The organism is Bacillus sp. KICET-1 (assembly GCF_027721405.1).
GTDB classification, from domain to species: domain Bacteria; phylum Bacillota; class Bacilli; order Bacillales; family Bacillaceae; genus Bacillus; species Bacillus velezensis.
Map to the genome: position 1 here is coordinate 3,885,819 of NZ_CP113515.1, position 13,895 is coordinate 3,899,713.

At 49.6% G+C, this 13,895-nt stretch carries 16 protein-coding genes; 9 read left to right on the forward strand and 7 right to left on the reverse strand.

Features of this window, described 5'->3' with window-relative positions:
* Positions 1-31 precede the first annotated feature (31 nt).
* Positions 32-1,399, forward strand: a complete 1,368-nt coding sequence (locus OVA33_RS19480; protein ID WP_003155121.1) for an MATE family efflux transporter — start codon at positions 32-34, stop codon at positions 1,397-1,399.
* Positions 1,400-1,436: 37 nt separating this feature from the next.
* Here the strand turns inward: OVA33_RS19480 and OVA33_RS19485 are convergent, their stop codons facing one another.
* The gene (locus tag OVA33_RS19485; protein ID WP_063636859.1) at positions 1,437-2,177 is read right to left on the reverse strand and encodes a squalene/phytoene synthase family protein; all 741 of its coding nucleotides are present in this window, start codon (positions 2,175-2,177) and stop codon (positions 1,437-1,439) included.
* An 85-nt stretch (positions 2,178-2,262) separates the two neighbouring features.
* A complete protein-coding gene (gene asnB, locus OVA33_RS19490; protein WP_025649567.1) occupies positions 2,263-4,104 on the reverse strand; it encodes an asparagine synthase (glutamine-hydrolyzing) in 1,842 nt (613 codons plus the stop codon).
* Between the two features lie 175 nt (positions 4,105-4,279).
* On the opposite strand from asnB, the gene OVA33_RS19495 reads away from it, so the two are divergent.
* The gene (locus tag OVA33_RS19495; RefSeq protein WP_025649565.1) at positions 4,280-4,822 is read left to right on the forward strand and encodes a DUF2777 family protein; all 543 of its coding nucleotides are present in this window, start codon (positions 4,280-4,282) and stop codon (positions 4,820-4,822) included.
* Positions 4,823-5,020: 198 nt separating this feature from the next.
* Here OVA33_RS19495 and OVA33_RS19500 read toward each other — a convergent pair whose 3' ends face one another.
* Together OVA33_RS19500 and OVA33_RS19505 are read right to left on the reverse strand one after the other, a co-directional pair.
* Complete coding sequence (locus OVA33_RS19500) at positions 5,021-5,377, reverse strand: YisL family protein (RefSeq protein ID WP_003155128.1); 357 nt, start codon at positions 5,375-5,377, stop codon at positions 5,021-5,023.
* 93 nt (positions 5,378-5,470) lie between these two features.
* Positions 5,471-6,376, reverse strand: a complete 906-nt coding sequence (locus tag OVA33_RS19505) for a fumarylacetoacetate hydrolase family protein (RefSeq protein ID WP_017417421.1) — start codon at positions 6,374-6,376, stop codon at positions 5,471-5,473.
* A 215-nt stretch (positions 6,377-6,591) separates the two neighbouring features.
* Here OVA33_RS19505 and OVA33_RS19510 point away from each other — a divergent pair, with 215 nt between their 5' ends.
* The 7 genes from OVA33_RS19510 (at position 6,592) to OVA33_RS19540 (ending at position 8,940) form a co-directional block, all read left to right on the forward strand.
* Positions 6,592-6,801, forward strand: a complete 210-nt coding sequence (locus OVA33_RS19510; RefSeq protein WP_025649564.1) for an aspartyl-phosphate phosphatase Spo0E family protein — start codon at positions 6,592-6,594, stop codon at positions 6,799-6,801.
* Between the two features lie 189 nt (positions 6,802-6,990).
* Entirely contained in the window at positions 6,991-7,212 is a 222-nt protein-coding gene (locus OVA33_RS19515) for a spore germination protein (RefSeq protein WP_003155135.1), read from the forward strand.
* Positions 7,213-7,224: 12 nt separating this feature from the next.
* Positions 7,225-7,461 (forward strand): spore germination protein GerPB, encoded by a 237-nt coding sequence (locus OVA33_RS19520; RefSeq protein WP_007409164.1) that lies wholly within the window; start codon positions 7,225-7,227, stop codon positions 7,459-7,461.
* Between the two features lie 35 nt (positions 7,462-7,496).
* Positions 7,497-8,114: a spore germination protein GerPC gene (locus OVA33_RS19525; protein WP_017417419.1), complete on the forward strand. Its 618-nt coding sequence runs from the start codon at positions 7,497-7,499 to the stop codon at positions 8,112-8,114.
* Positions 8,111-8,287: a hypothetical protein gene (locus OVA33_RS19530; protein WP_003155141.1), complete on the forward strand. Its 177-nt coding sequence runs from the start codon at positions 8,111-8,113 to the stop codon at positions 8,285-8,287. The genes OVA33_RS19525 and OVA33_RS19530 overlap by 4 nt, the downstream gene beginning before the upstream one ends.
* Positions 8,287-8,682 carry a spore germination protein GerPE gene (locus OVA33_RS19535; protein ID WP_014417372.1) on the forward strand — a complete coding sequence of 132 codons (396 nt, stop codon included), beginning with the start codon at positions 8,287-8,289 and terminating at the stop codon, positions 8,680-8,682. Before OVA33_RS19530 ends, OVA33_RS19535 begins: the two co-directional genes overlap by 1 nt.
* 39 nt (positions 8,683-8,721) lie before the next feature.
* Entirely contained in the window at positions 8,722-8,940 is a 219-nt protein-coding gene (locus tag OVA33_RS19540) for a spore germination protein (protein WP_003155143.1), read from the forward strand.
* Positions 8,941-8,983: 43 nt separating this feature from the next.
* Here OVA33_RS19540 and OVA33_RS19545 read toward each other — a convergent pair whose 3' ends face one another.
* From OVA33_RS19545 to sbcD, 3 genes are read right to left on the reverse strand one after another with little or no spacing between them, the layout of a single operon-like run.
* Positions 8,984-9,277, reverse strand: a complete 294-nt coding sequence (locus OVA33_RS19545; protein WP_017417418.1) for a hypothetical protein — start codon at positions 9,275-9,277, stop codon at positions 8,984-8,986.
* Between the two features lie 15 nt (positions 9,278-9,292).
* On the reverse strand, positions 9,293-12,685 hold the full coding sequence (gene sbcC / locus OVA33_RS19550; protein WP_025649563.1) for an exonuclease subunit SbcC: 3,393 nt from the start codon (positions 12,683-12,685) through the stop codon (positions 9,293-9,295).
* A complete protein-coding gene (sbcD, locus tag OVA33_RS19555; protein ID WP_025649562.1) occupies positions 12,682-13,854 on the reverse strand; it encodes an exonuclease subunit SbcD in 1,173 nt (390 codons plus the stop codon). Before sbcD ends, sbcC begins: the two co-directional genes overlap by 4 nt.
* Positions 13,855-13,895 lie beyond the last annotated feature (41 nt).

Here is a 13,895-nt window from a genome sequence, read left to right on the forward strand (position 1 = left end):
GTTGATTTTGTCAGGAAAGGGGTTAAAAGAAATGAAACAAGCGATTTTAAAACGGGCTGCGTTCAAACAATCCTCTGATCACAAACTCTCATTATACGCGCTGACTTGGCCGATATTTATTGAGGTTTCATTATATATGTTTATGGGAAACGCCGACACTCTTATGCTTAGCCAATACTCTGACAACAGTGTGGCGGCCGTGGGTGTCAGCAATCAGATTTTAAATTTAATTATCGTGATGTTCAGCTTTATCGCTACGGGTACGACAATTGTGATTTCACAGTTTTTAGGATCTAAACAGAAAAAAGAGGCGCAGGAAGTGGCTTATGTATCAATAGGAGCGAACTTTGTCATCAGTCTCGCCATCAGCGCCGCCATATTTTTTGCGGCCGTTCCGCTGCTTCATGTGATGGGTCTTTCCAATGAATTGATGCCGGATGCCAAAGTCTTTTTGCAGGTGGTCGGCGGGCTGTCCTTCATTCAGGCTTTGATTATGACATTCAGTGCCATTTTAAAAAGCTACGGTCATACGAAGGATACGATGTTCGTTACGATCGGGATGAATATTTTAAATATTGCCGGAAACTTTCTTGTCATTTTCGGGCCGCTCGGCCTTCCGGTGTTAGGCGTCGCCGGTGTTGCGATGTCAACGTCCTTTGCACGGATCATCGGACTGATCGCGATGATTGTGATCGTCAAAAAACGCATCGGACTCGGTCTGACATGGCAAAAGATTTTTCACGTCCATAAAGAGCACTTGCGGAAACTCCTGAAAATCGGGATTCCGTCTGCCGGCGAACAGCTGTCTTACAACATTTCACAAATGGTTGTCACTTATTTTATCGCCATTATGGGCGCTCAGGCGCTTACAACAAAGGTTTATACGCAAAACATCACCATGTTTATCCTGCTGTTCGGAACGGCGATCAGCCAGGGCACACAGATTTTGATCGGCAGATATATCGGCGCCAAACGGTTTGACGACGCTTATGACCGCTGCATGAAAAGTCTGTACTGGGCGCTTGGCATTGCCGCTTTGACATCCGTGATCATGACCTTGTTTTCAAAGCAGCTGATCGGAATTTTCACAAGCAGCCCTGACATTATTGCGACGGCGAGCATGCTGATCGCCATGACGATCATTCTTGAGCCCGGCCGTTCATTTAATGTCATTATCATCAACTCGCTGCGGGCTGCCGGAGATGCAAAATTCCCCGTCTACATGGCGATGATTTCCATGTGGGGTATCGGACTGCCTCTCGCTTATCTGTTCGGCATCCATTTCGGATTAGGGCTTATGGGCATCTGGATTTCATTTATCGCGGATGAATGGGTCAGGGGCATTCTTATGTACAGAAGATGGCGGTCGCGGATTTGGATTCAAAAAGGGATTGCATAAACGCCCGGAGCTTCGTTAAGAAGCCGGGCGTTTTTTTTTATGCTTGCGAAAGCCGTTTTCTCATGTCACCGAGCTCTGACCGGTAATGTGCCAGCACACCGGTAACGGCGGGCCTTGAGTATAACGGAAACAGCTCCAGCTCTTCAGACGCCTCCTCGAAATACGCCTCAGCCTCGAATGCGATGTACTCCCATACATTCATAAAAGCTTTGTTGACAGTACGGCTCTCCAGCTCTTCTTCCGTATAGCCGAATTGCATCATCACCTGGCGCGGGAGACGCTTTTTCGACCGCTCATCCGTATGGACCCCCAGAAGCACCCGGGTCAGCTGAATGGCTGCTCCTAATGAAACGGCTGCATGGCGGAGTTTCTCTTGGTTCCGGCGCGCGCAAACCGGCAGCAGAAGCAGGCCGATGGCTCCGCCTGTTTGGCCCGCGTACATCAGCAGGTCATCAAACTCTTGATACGTTACTTTTTCTCTGTCAGAGATGTGGCCGGCGATAAACTCACGCAACGGCTCTTCTTCAAGCGCAAATTGCTGCCGCACATCAGTGAGCGCCTCCCACAAAAAGCCGTCGGCGCGTGCCCCGTTCAGAAAGTCTTGTGCCGCCTGTTCAAATCCTCCAAGTTCCTGCACATCAAGCCGATCAGCTTCGTGAAACAAAGCAAGCACCGCCCATGCGGCCCGCCTGTTTTTTGGCGGCAGGGATGAGAAAGTCCGTTTATATAAAGGAAAGTGCGCCTCGGCAAGCTGGGCGCATGTTTCATATTCGGTCATGGTATCACTCCTCTGTTTTTTAGTGTACCATATGTTTCACAATAAAAAGACCGATATCCTTCAGCGGAAACCGGTCGCGGCACTGTTATTCTTCTATATCGATACGGTACGCCTCAAACCATGTATGGATCTGGGCAAGATGGGCGATCAGCTGCGGGCCTTTCATCAGTTGGCCGAACCACGGCACCTGAAAAGATGAACCTTCTGTCTCCAGCAGCATTTCCAGCTTCTTTCTGTCAAGCAGGGTGTGAAGCACGGAATCTTTCTGTTGCAAAATCGTTTTCAGCCATTCTGTAACCCCCTGCGTGTATTTCGGGTGATGCGTTTTCGGATAAGGGCTTTTTTTGCGGTACAAAATATCTTCAGGAAGCAGTCCTTCAAGCGCTTTCCGCAAAATGCCTTTTTCCCGGCTGCCATGCATTTTCATTTCCCAAGGAATATTCCAAACGTATTCCACAAGTCTGTGGTCGGCGAACGGCACCCGTACTTCAAGACTTGCGCCCATGCTCATGCGGTCTTTGCGGTCGAGCAGATTTGTCATAAACCAAAGCATATTTAAGTAGAACAGCTGCCGTCTCGCTTTATCTGTTCCCGTCTCACCGTCTAACAGCGGCGTTTCCGCAATGGTTTCTTCATATCTCGCATTCACGTATTCTCTAAGGTTCAGCCGTTTTTGCCACTTTTCATCCAAGAGCGTGATCCTCTCCTCAGTCGACCTCATCCAAGGAAATCCGTCTTCTTCTGCCGCGGTGTGAAACCACGGATATCCGCCGAAAATTTCGTCCGCACATTCTCCGGAAAGGCTCACGACAAAATCTTTTTTAATTTCCCGGCAGAACCATAATAGCGAGGAATCAACATCAGCCATGCCCGGCAGGTCTCTGACGAGAACGGATTCCTCCAGATGTTCAACCAGCTGATCCTGCGTAATCACGCACTTATGATGCTGTGTGCCGAATGCATTTGTCATTTTATCGATCCACGGGCCGTCATCATTCGGCTGAAACGCGCTCGCTTTAAAAAATTTGCTGTTCTCCTCATAATCAATTGAATAAGTATGAAGGGGATCTCTGCCTTGTTTCTCAAAATGAGCGGCGGCTATCGCGGTTATCGCGCTCGAATCAAGCCCCCCTGATAAAAACGTGCAAACCGGCACGTCAGATACGAGCTGGCGTGTCACTGCATCCTGAAATAAGTACCGAATGTGAGCCGCGGTTTCATCGAAGCTGTCTGTATGCTTTTCGCTCTTTACATTCCAATAACGCCATATGGACAAACCGTCCTTTGAGAAAGTGAACGCATGGGCGGGACGCACCTCGTGAATTCCTTTAAACACCCCGCAGCCCGGAGTTCTGGACGGCCCGAGTCCGAATACTTCCGCAAGTCCGCCGCTGTCTGTGCGGGCTTTCACATCAGGATGAGCAAGGATGGCTTTCAATTCCGACCCAAACAGAAAGGAAGAGCCGTGTTCTTTATAAAAAAACGGTTTGACGCCGAGCCGGTCTCTTGCCCCGAACAGCCGCTCGCGCTTTTCATCCCAGATGGCAAAAGCGAAAATACCGTTCAAGCGGTCCACGCACTCCTCCCGCCACTCAATATAGCTGTGCAGCAGCACTTCTGTATCAGAGGTCCTCTCAAAACGGTGGCCCCTCGCCTGAAGCTCCTTCCGCAATTCCTCCGTGTTATACAGCTCGCCATTATAAATGATCGTGTACGTTTCCTCTTGATGCGTGCAGGCCATCGGCTGGCGGCCGCCTTCAATGTCAACGACCGAAAGTCTTTTATGTCCGAATAAAACATGGGGCTCTCCCCAGACGTTTGAATCATCAGGCCCTCGTTTTGAAAGAGTGTCTATCATATTGTTCATAATATGTTTCTCTTGGACGAGCTGCTTTTGAAAATCGACCCAACCCGCAATTCCACACATGTGATATCAGCTCCAATCCCGTTTCTGTCGGTATCAAATTCGTTTCTATCAGCACTTTACCCAGTTTATGCAAAGAAACGCAGATAGTTGATTTGTCCCACTAAGAGTTGTATGAGACAAGCCCGATTTGGAAAGAACGAAAGAGAAGAAACAAACAAAGGAGACCGGCACGGTTATGAAACGAAAACAGCTTTTCTCAGAAAAAAACAAATGGGGGCGCGGCACCCTGATGATAGAGGACGGCATCTGCCTCGTCGAAAACGATGAAGGCGATATCCTGCTTGCAGACAGTCTAGGAAACGCAGACGTATTGATGAAACGCGGCGGCCGATGGCAGCCGGCACGGATTTGCGGCGGTGCGGCCGAAATCGGCGCAGACACCATCCCCCTGCTCGGCGGGGAAGAAATCCGTTATGAAAAGGCGGTCAAACGGCCGCTGTTAACCTTGCTCGATTCGCTGGACGATGAAACGTTTCTGCTGTTTCTCAGCCATCTGCACGGGTTCGGCCTGTCTGTATATGATTGCGTATTTTCCTACAATCAGGCGCTGTTTTCCGGTGAAGGCGTTTCGTTTTATCACTTCTCGGCGGATGACGCACAATGCGCCCTTCAGCATCACCGCGGCAGCTCGGGTAAACACGACAGATTTGAATGGACGGCATCTGACGGGCGGCGCTCCATTATGTATTCAACGGCAAAACAAGACGGCACCGCGTAACAAACAGGCGGCACCTTTTAAATAGGTGCCGCCTGATGGATTTAGCTTTGTTTTCACGCTGATTGACGCCCGGCGTTTGCTTTTACCCTTTACAGCCGTAGCTTTTGCGGTAACGAGAGTGATTGACGCTGGCACAGTTGCGCAAAATGTATGCGCAACTAAAAAACCCGGATGCATCCGGGTTTTTCAAGCGATTGATTAAAATACGTGAAAGCCGATCGGCAAGTGAAGGCCGAGCAGCACCGTCAGGACGAGCACGATAATAAAACCGATCCACAGTCCGCCGGTTGATTTGCCTTTTTTCTTACGGATGACGAGCATTTCCATCAGTCCGATGGTAATGATGCCGAGCAGCATTTTTCCGGCGTACTCTCCGTTCCAATTCGCAAAACGGACAAAAAGCTCAGCTCCGGTCAGAATAATAATAATGTAGAATAAGCGCAGAATCATATGCGTAATTTTTGCGCCCTTCGCTTTTCCGGCACCGTACAGCCCGTAGCTGACAAACACCAGGATAAGCGCAACGACCCATGAAGTAATATGCCAATGTGTCATTATGTTCAATCCCCCCTATCAGATCAATCTGCCTCACTTATGGTACCACAACAAGCCTCTCGGAGCATTATCAATCGTGCGAAAGACACACAATTATCCGATTTGGTTCGACAGTGTGCCGATCGGTTCAATTGTAATGTCAATACGGTCCCCCGGCTTTAAAAATTTCGGGGGCTTAAATCCTTTTCCGACACCGGACGGCGTCCCCGTCGCTATAATGTCACCGGCTTCAAGCGTCATTCCTTTTGACAGCGTCTCGATTAATTCAGCTATCGGAAATATCATGTCACCCGTTGATCCTGATTGGCGCAGTTCACCGTTCACCCGCGTTTCAACTTTCAGGCTTTGCGGATCGCTGACGGCCGACTTATGTACAATGACCGGGCCCATCGGGCATGTCGTATCCAGGCTTTTGCCGATAAAAAACTGTTTATGTTTTTTCTGCAGATCGCGCGCTGTGATATCATTTACAATTGTATAGCCGAATATATGATCAAGCGCATGTTCTTTGGAGATGTGCGATCCGCTTTTTGATATGATTACCGCAAGCTCCCCTTCATAATCAAGCTGCTCCGTTACATCCAAGTGGCTGTCCACTGTTTCTCCGTGTCCTGTAACGGCAGCCGGGGCTTTCGTGAAAACCATGGGATGCTCGGGTATATCCGCCTCACTCCCCATTTCAACGGCATGATCACGATAATTTTTCCCGATGCAGATCACGTTCTTTGAAGGTCTCGGAATAGGCGCGCAAAGCTTTACGTCAGACAGCGCATACATAAATGAACCTGATTCGTCATTCGGTTTTTTCGCCCATTCCGCAAGCTGTCCGGCATGCGCGACAAACTTATCTCCTTTTTGAATGCACTCGATCAGCGAACCCGGAATCGTCTCAAGTTCAAACAATTTTTTTTCAGCCTTTTGCAGATCTAAGATTTTGTCATCATCAATAATCAGACCGACAAATTTTCGGCTGTTCAGTTCCCCTGTCGCAAATTTCATGTTAATCCCCCATCATTTTTAAATGGCATTCCTTTATGTATTCTTCCTCCGAACGGGAAATCCCTCTTTTAAACAGGCTGAAAATAAGTGTAAAAGAGTATCAAAAATTGTCACTTTTTTAGTCATATTGACGAAATAAAACCTTCTTGGCCAAAATGGGTTATACTATTATCATCCTATGTTTTCCAAAATAATCGAGAATTGGAGATCACACGATGAACAAAATTGAAGAAAAAAGATTAACTTTATTCGAGACAGCGCAAAAATTCGGAATCAATGCGACGGAGACCATCAGGTGCAGCCAGGAGCTGGACAGCCTTTTAAACGGGTGCCGGGGCGGGCTCATCCAACAAACGAAAGACAGCGGGCCGAACCCGGCCGCACAGATTCAGCACGGCCGCGAAAAAAAAGAGGCTTTCTCATAAACGTGATGTGTATATAAATCTGTATCATTTATGTATAAGGCCCGGCATGCGTATAGCGCCGGTGTTTTTACGTCTAAAGTTTTTTCCGCTCACAAAAATGTGCATTTGTCATAAGCTATTTTAGGCAGGCAGCCCAGATAAGCTCCTGGAGTATAGTCATGAAAATCTTCACGAAAAGGATGTGCTCGTATGCCCGCAATTGTCGGAGCGTTTAAAATTAATGCCGTCGGTACGAGCGGAGTCGTTCATATAGGCGACTGCATCACCATTTCTCCAAAAGCAGAGGTTAAGACATTTGCCGGAGCGGGCAGCTTCAATACCGGAGACAATCTCACACTGACGAATTACAGGAATTCAACGAATGTGTACGATAATGATGTAATCGATCAGCCGATGGCAGGAAACGCATAAAGGAGGCGCCGTATGAATTTTTACGTCAATCAGTCGATCCATATCAATTACATGCGTGTAGAATCTGTCAGCAATTCCTCCATACTGCAAATCGGAAGCGCCGGTTCAATTAAATCTCTTTCCAATCTGTACAATACAGGGAGTTATGTTGAGCCGGCGCCGCCTGTCACTGCAGGGCAGCAGACTGTAACAACAGGGGGAGGTCCCGGCACCTCATCATTTGTACCGCTCCAGCCGCCAAGCCGGTAGTTTTAATGAAGGAAACGAGACGCGAGGTGAATGTCATGTATGATCAATCCGTTTCATCCTACCTGCAGAATTTAAATTCTTTCGTCCAGCAGCAGGCGCAGCAGATTCAGGAGCTCGAACGGCAGCTGAAAGAATTCCAAAATGAAATTTCAACGCTGAAGCAGCAGCCTTCTACAAGAATCGATCGGCTCGAGTATAAATTTGATCAGCTGAAAATTGAACGGCTGGAAGGAACGCTGAATATCGGATTGAATCCGACTGATCCGAATGCCGTGCAAAACTTCGAAGTCGGCCAGACATCTCCGCAGGTCGGAATGATGCAGCAGGAACAGGCGGGCCAGCAAATGCAGCAAATCCGCCAAAACGTCGATATGTACCTGAATGAAGAAATCCCCGCGCTTTTAGAGAAGCTCGAAACTCAGTATGAGAGCAGGCTGGACGAAGCGAACAAATATCATATTATTGAAGATATCAGAAAGCAGATGGACAGCCGGATTAAGTATTATCTGTCCCATGTCCCGAAAGAAGAAAATACGGCGCCCGCGCAATATGCCGAGCAGATTGCCGAACATGTGAAGCGTGATATTGTCAGGGCCGTCGAGCACTTTATTAAGCACATACCTGGTGAAATGAAAGGTGATGATCCGTCATGATTTTTACAGTGATTAACCGGAATATTGAAGTCGGCGACATCCGGTCTACCGGTGTATCCAGTTCTTCCTTATTATTAATCGGCGACACCGATTCCGTCTATCTGTCTTCCATCTTTGACACGCCTCCGGAATCTCTTATTATCGGCCCTTATGTGCCGCTGGCGCCGGAATAATGTTAAAGCGCATTTCACGCCTCCGGAACGCCAAAATCAATTCAGTCGGGATTGCGAGTGTCTTTCAAGCAGGCGATACGAATGAAATCAATATGCGGGTCAAAGTATTGGCCGATCAGCGTAGTCTTGCTGTATACAGAGATGATGAAGGCTCATTTAACAAAAAAGAATACCAGATCTTTCGGCAGCCGGCCGTCATGCCGTTACCGGAAACGGGAGTCCAAAGCGCATTCTGCCATGAAAACCCTTCAATTCGGGTAAGGAATGTGAAAGTTCAAGGGGTATCGTCAGCGTCCGTGGTTCAAATCGGATCGACGTCGATCGTTCTGGGAGATTCGCGGCTGAAACATATTAGGCAGATCTTCACATCAAGCTCACAATCACAGCAGCCCTGACATATAATGACGGTGAGACTTCTATAAAGGGTGTCGTTTATGCCAGCAATTACCGGACCTATAGCTATCAATTCCATATCGGGCGGAGTCGTAAACTTTGGTGATTCCTTTTACCTTTCTCCAAAAAGCTCTTCTAAATCTGCGCTCGGTTCGGGAGCAGGCAATACCGGAGATTTCCTGTTATTAAACAACGTTGTCAATGCGACAAACTATATAGACCCCGATGTCAGCGATCAAAATGTGGTCGGAAACGCCTAAAAAGCAGCCGCTCTTTCAGAAGAGGGCTGCTTTTGGTTCAGCGTTATGTTCGTTCATTTGCTTTTTTTGTTTTTACAAGCTTTTTTGGCGGCTGTTTTCTGATCCATTTCACAAACCGCGCGAGTTTCGGGTCACGCCGCAGCTCTTCTATTCCCGCGAGCCTTGCCGCAAGCTCCTGATTCGTATAGAGCGCGTGAACCTGTTTATGACAAGGGATGCAGAGCATTGCGGTCGGAAGGAATGTCCCGCCTTCTTCCTTAGGCGTTAAGTGGTGCTCCGTCAGCCGCACATGATGGCGGCCGCATAATTCACATGTGCCCTCGGCAGAATCGGCCATAATTCCTTCTCCTTTCTACATGATCTCCAATGTGACCCGGGTGCCTTTCCCGCCCGGTTCGGACGGATGAACGATTAATTTTTTCGGCAGACGCGCTCTCAGCTCCTGCACATGGCTGATCACTCCGACGGATAAGTTGTCCGATTGCAGCTTTTCGAGCGCTGTGACAACGGTGTCTAAGAGCCCTTGGTCAAGAGTCCCGAATCCTTCATCTAAGAAAAAGAATTGCAGCGGGTATTGCCCCCGCAGCTGAATCTGGGCGGACAAGGCAAGCGCAAGCGACAGCGATGTCAGAAACGTCTCCCCGCCGGAAAGGCTTGATACAGGCCTTTTGACGCCTCCGTTCGCGTCATCACGCATGACGAAACCGCCTTCTGAATCGACTAATATGGCATACCGCTGCCTTGTCAGCGCTCCGAGACGGGCAGAGGCGTCCCGAGCCACGCTTTCCAGCTGTTCTTCCGCTAAAAATTCGACGAATGTATTGCCTTTACATACAGACTGGAGCTTATCAAGCCTGTCAATCTGTGTCTGCCAGCTTTTCAGTTCGGCTTCAATCTCTTTAAAGCGCTTATGCTGTTTTTGCATAACCGCGTAGGCTTTTGCCTGTGCTCCTTTTTCCTCCATGGCGGCGCCTGACTCAGCCTCTGCCTGCTTCAGCAGAGAAACGGATGCTGTCCATTCTTCCTCCGATATCCGGCGGTCGGCTAATTTATCAGTAACACGGCTGATATTTGCCGATAGCTGTTTTGAGGTGTCCAGGAACTCATCTATTTCTTTTTTCATTTCCTCTGCACGCCCTTGCGGAAGCAGACTTTTTTTGACTTGGTCCGGCTCGGTAAACCCGGTGTCTTTTGACCTCACGCGCCAGTCGTTTTGCGCTTTCTCAAGGGAAGTCTCAGCATCCCTGAGTGACATGAGACTCCCGGATTCCCGGCCTTTTGCGTCATTCAGTGATTGCTGCGCCCGCTTCAGCGCATCGAATAGGGACTGCTCTTTCGATTTTAACAGCTGTAATTCCTGCCGCACCGCTTCAAGCTTTGCGGAAATTGATGTTTCTTCAGCTGCTGTTCCGAGCTCTTGTTCATATCCATCAATCACCTGCTGCAGGCGCTCAGACGCATAGTGAAGCTCGAGCCGTTCCCGTTCAAGCCGATGCTTCATCTCCTGCAGGCGTTCTTTCTCCTCTTCATGTTCCTTGAGGAATGCGATGCTTGTTTCAATGCGCTTCTCACATTCTTCTGCCTGCCTGTCCTTCTCATCTATCGAAGCCTGCCAGGCGTCAATCCGGTTTGGCGGAATATCACCGCAGACTTCGTTGTACTGATTCAATCGGCTTTCTGACAGCGATTCAAGCTCTTCTAATGAATGTCTGAGACGGTCGGCTTCTTTTTCCTCGTAGCGGATTCGTTCGGCCAGCTGCTCAGCTTGTTTCACCGTCTGCTGATGCGCGCTGATCAGTCTTGTGACCTTCTCTTTTACCGACAGCATATCCTGTTTCATTTGTTTCCATTCCAAGCGGACGGCGCTGAACGCTTCATCAAGCGGGCGTCCGCTGATGGAGAAAGCGGCTTCCAGCTCCGGAACCCGGGCGCTTTGCAGAAACGGACATTCTTCGGTAAAACGCCCTGACTGCTCTTCTAATGCAACCTTGGCTGTCAGCACTTCCTGAGAAAGAGCCGCCGCCTTAGAAAGCAGCGCTTCAACCTGCTGCAACTGTTCCTGTACAGCCGTATCAGGCGAGAATGTTTCATGAGCGGAACGCGGGCGGTCATGCTGCGTGGAGCCGCATACAGGACAAGGCTTTCCTTCGATTAGTTTTTCCGATAATTCTTTTGTTAATGCAGCCGTTCTCGCTTCCTCTGAGCGCCTGCGGAGATCGGCTTGCGTTTTGTCAGCCCGTTCGGCTGCGGCTTTCAGTGAACGTTCCGTTTCACAGACCATATGGTAAACGGTTTGAAGCGTTTGATAAGCGTGCGTAATGTCTTCCTCTTCCGTTTTCGCCTTCGCTGTGAGCGACTCGCTTTCTCCGTTCAGCTTCTCCACGTTTTTCAGCTGCGTTGTCAGATTGGCCCGTTCTTTCGTGATTTGTTCCTGTGTCTGCTGAAAGCCCGCCGCCAGCTGTGCTGCGGTCTGGCATTTTTTCCGTTCATCGGCGGTCACCTGAACTGCTTTCAGCTCTTCTTTCAGCTCATTCTGCCTCTTTTTACCGCGGGTCAGGCGGTCTTTCACTCCGGCCAGCTGTTTCGAGGCGGCTTCGTATTCTTCCTCTTTTTTGCTGTGTTCCGCATTTGTTTTTTCCGCTTCTTTTTTCGCTTCAAGCAGTTTTTGTTCAATGGCTGAAAGTCTTTGATACAGCTCTTCTTCCTTGACAAGCTTCGGCTCCTGTTCGGCCTTATGGGCCCGCCATGCTTCATAGGCTTCATTTTGCCGGGTAAATGAAACGGTTTCCGCCTCTGATTTCCGTTTGGCCAGTTCGTGCTCCTGTTCGGCGCGCTGCTTCCGGCGGACGGCTTCTGTGTAGCGGTCTGCGTACGGCTCAAGGGCGAGAGCTGTTTCCGCCTCTTTAAGACGCTCAGTCAAATCCGTGATGTACGGGCGTCTTTCCTCAAGCTTTTTCTCCCGGCGCTCATATTCATCTCTTTCTGTCTGCAAGTTCCAAATTTCCTGGTGACTTTCAAAACGCTCTTTTGCCCGGACCCGTTTCTTCTCAGCTTCTTCAAGCCGTTCGTTCGCTTCGTGAAACTGCTGTTCAGCCTGCTTCAGCGCATCTTCTCCTGCGTCTCCGAGGCCGGATTGTTCGGCCAGCATTTCATTTTTTTTCGCTGCCGCTTCCTGCGCCCGCCGCCGCAATTTTTTGACAAGCCTGTCCCCGTACTGTTCCAGATTAAACAGGCGCTGGAGCATATGTCTTCTTTCCGCGCCTTTAAGCGACAGAAACTCGGCAAACTTTCCTTGCGGCAGCACGACGGCTCTTGTAAAGTCGTCAATGGTCAGGCCAAGAAGCTCCTCTACCTTTTTGTTCACTTCATTCGCTTTATCGGCCAGCACCGTTTGTTCGTCTTTGATTTCAATCAGGCGGCAGAGGGCGGTTTTTACTTTCGTTTCATCCGTTCTCTTAAAAACGCGCTCGACCTTGTAGGAAACCCGGTGGCCGGATTGAAGCGCGAATGTAAATGAGACGGCGAGCTGATCTTCGGCATGATTCAGGATGCCGTGCGTATTATTTGCGGCGCGCTCCACTTTTCCGTATAAAGCGAGTGTCATGGCATCAAGGATCGACGATTTTCCGCTTCCGGTCGGCCCGAAAATCCCGAACACCCCGGCTCCTGACAGTCCGGCAAAATCAATGGTCTGTTCCTCCCTGAAGCTGTGGAGCCCTTTTATCGTTAACAGAATCGGCTTCATGTCGCATCCTCCTCATCATCTGCTGACGCAAGCTCTAAAAACAGCTTGACCATCTCCTCATCCGGCACGCCGCCGCCCGTTTGTTTTTCATAAAACTTCTTAAATCGATCCTCAATTGATGTGTGTTTCACTTCAATCCGGTCATTTTCGGTCTCTTTTTCTTCAAAAACCGGCCTGATATGGATAAAGCCGGGATGCGCCTTTCTCAGCCGATGAATTTCCTCGAGAGAAAGCTGATCCGTCAAATGGATATCAAGGTCGATCCAGGCATTCCGGTCACGCCCTTCATCGAGCCAGCCGTGAACCTCGCTCAGCCCCTGCGCTTTCCATTTGACGAGCGGTTTACCGGAAGACAGGAAAACCTCTTCCCACTTCGCTTCTCCGCCGGGCTTCGCTTCTACCACCGTCACCGATTTGGCATAACCGGCTTCTGAAAAGCTGTATGCGAGCGGAGAGCCTGAATAACGGGCAGCCGTCTTGGCGCGCTTGATCGTTTGCGGACGGTGGAGATGGCCGAGAGCCACGTAAGCCGCATCAGCCGGCAGGCTGTCAGCGGCAACTGTGTAAGCGCCCCCGACTTCAATCGGACGCTCTGAATCGGTCTGATTTCCCCCCGCGACATAAATGTGGCTCGCCGCGATTTTCACGGCATCGTCCCGGCACAGTCCGCACATGTGAGCAAACGCCTCTCTGATTTTCACATCGTAATGATCGCGAAGAAGCTTTTCCTCAAACGTATCAGAAAGCACTTCGTTTAATCTCGCCTCTGACGGATATGCCAGCGCGGCTACGGCTAACAGCTCGTCCGCCGACGGCACCTCAATATGCACGGGTTCTGTCCGCGGATAGCCGATTAAATGAATGCCGCGCTCATTTGTTAACGGAGAAGCCGCCGCCAGCCTGTCGGGATTGTCATGGTTTCCGGCAATGACGACGACCGGTCGTTTTCCGCCGTCAGAAAGCGCGGAAAGACTTTCATAATACAATTGTTCAGCGAGCGCAGGCGGGTTGACCGTATCAAATACATCCCCCGCCATAATGACCGCATCAATGTTTTCTTCCTTGACAATGGTATTCAGCTCTTCCAATACCTCGGCCTGCTCGCTCAGCCGGCTTCTGCCTTCCAGCGTTTTGCCGAGGTGCCAGTCAGCTGTATGTAAAATGCGCATACCGCATTCACCTCACTTTTTGATAGAAAAAAAGATCCGCT

Coding starts and splice junctions, on each gene's coding strand:
- OVA33_RS19480 (WP_003155121.1), top strand. CDS start 32: ATGAAACAAGCGATTTTAAAACGGGCTGCGTTCAAACAATCCTCTGAT.
- OVA33_RS19485 (WP_063636859.1), bottom strand. CDS start 2,177: ATGACCGAATATGAAACATGCGCCCAGCTTGCCGAGGCGCACTTTCCT.
- asnB (WP_025649567.1), bottom strand. CDS start 4,104: ATGTGTGGAATTGCGGGTTGGGTCGATTTTCAAAAGCAGCTCGTCCAA.
- OVA33_RS19495 (WP_025649565.1), top strand. CDS start 4,280: ATGAAACGAAAACAGCTTTTCTCAGAAAAAAACAAATGGGGGCGCGGC.
- OVA33_RS19500 (WP_003155128.1), bottom strand. CDS start 5,377: ATGACACATTGGCATATTACTTCATGGGTCGTTGCGCTTATCCTGGTG.
- OVA33_RS19505 (WP_017417421.1), bottom strand. CDS start 6,376: ATGAAATTTGCGACAGGGGAACTGAACAGCCGAAAATTTGTCGGTCTG.
- OVA33_RS19510 (WP_025649564.1), top strand. CDS start 6,592: ATGAACAAAATTGAAGAAAAAAGATTAACTTTATTCGAGACAGCGCAA.
- OVA33_RS19515 (WP_003155135.1), top strand. CDS start 6,991: ATGCCCGCAATTGTCGGAGCGTTTAAAATTAATGCCGTCGGTACGAGC.
- OVA33_RS19520 (WP_007409164.1), top strand. CDS start 7,225: ATGAATTTTTACGTCAATCAGTCGATCCATATCAATTACATGCGTGTA.
- OVA33_RS19525 (WP_017417419.1), top strand. CDS start 7,497: ATGTATGATCAATCCGTTTCATCCTACCTGCAGAATTTAAATTCTTTC.
- OVA33_RS19530 (WP_003155141.1), top strand. CDS start 8,111: ATGATTTTTACAGTGATTAACCGGAATATTGAAGTCGGCGACATCCGG.
- OVA33_RS19535 (WP_014417372.1), top strand. CDS start 8,287: ATGTTAAAGCGCATTTCACGCCTCCGGAACGCCAAAATCAATTCAGTC.
- OVA33_RS19540 (WP_003155143.1), top strand. CDS start 8,722: ATGCCAGCAATTACCGGACCTATAGCTATCAATTCCATATCGGGCGGA.
- OVA33_RS19545 (WP_017417418.1), bottom strand. CDS start 9,277: ATGGCCGATTCTGCCGAGGGCACATGTGAATTATGCGGCCGCCATCAT.
- sbcC (WP_025649563.1), bottom strand. CDS start 12,685: ATGAAGCCGATTCTGTTAACGATAAAAGGGCTCCACAGCTTCAGGGAG.
- sbcD (WP_025649562.1), bottom strand. CDS start 13,854: ATGCGCATTTTACATACAGCTGACTGGCACCTCGGCAAAACGCTGGAA.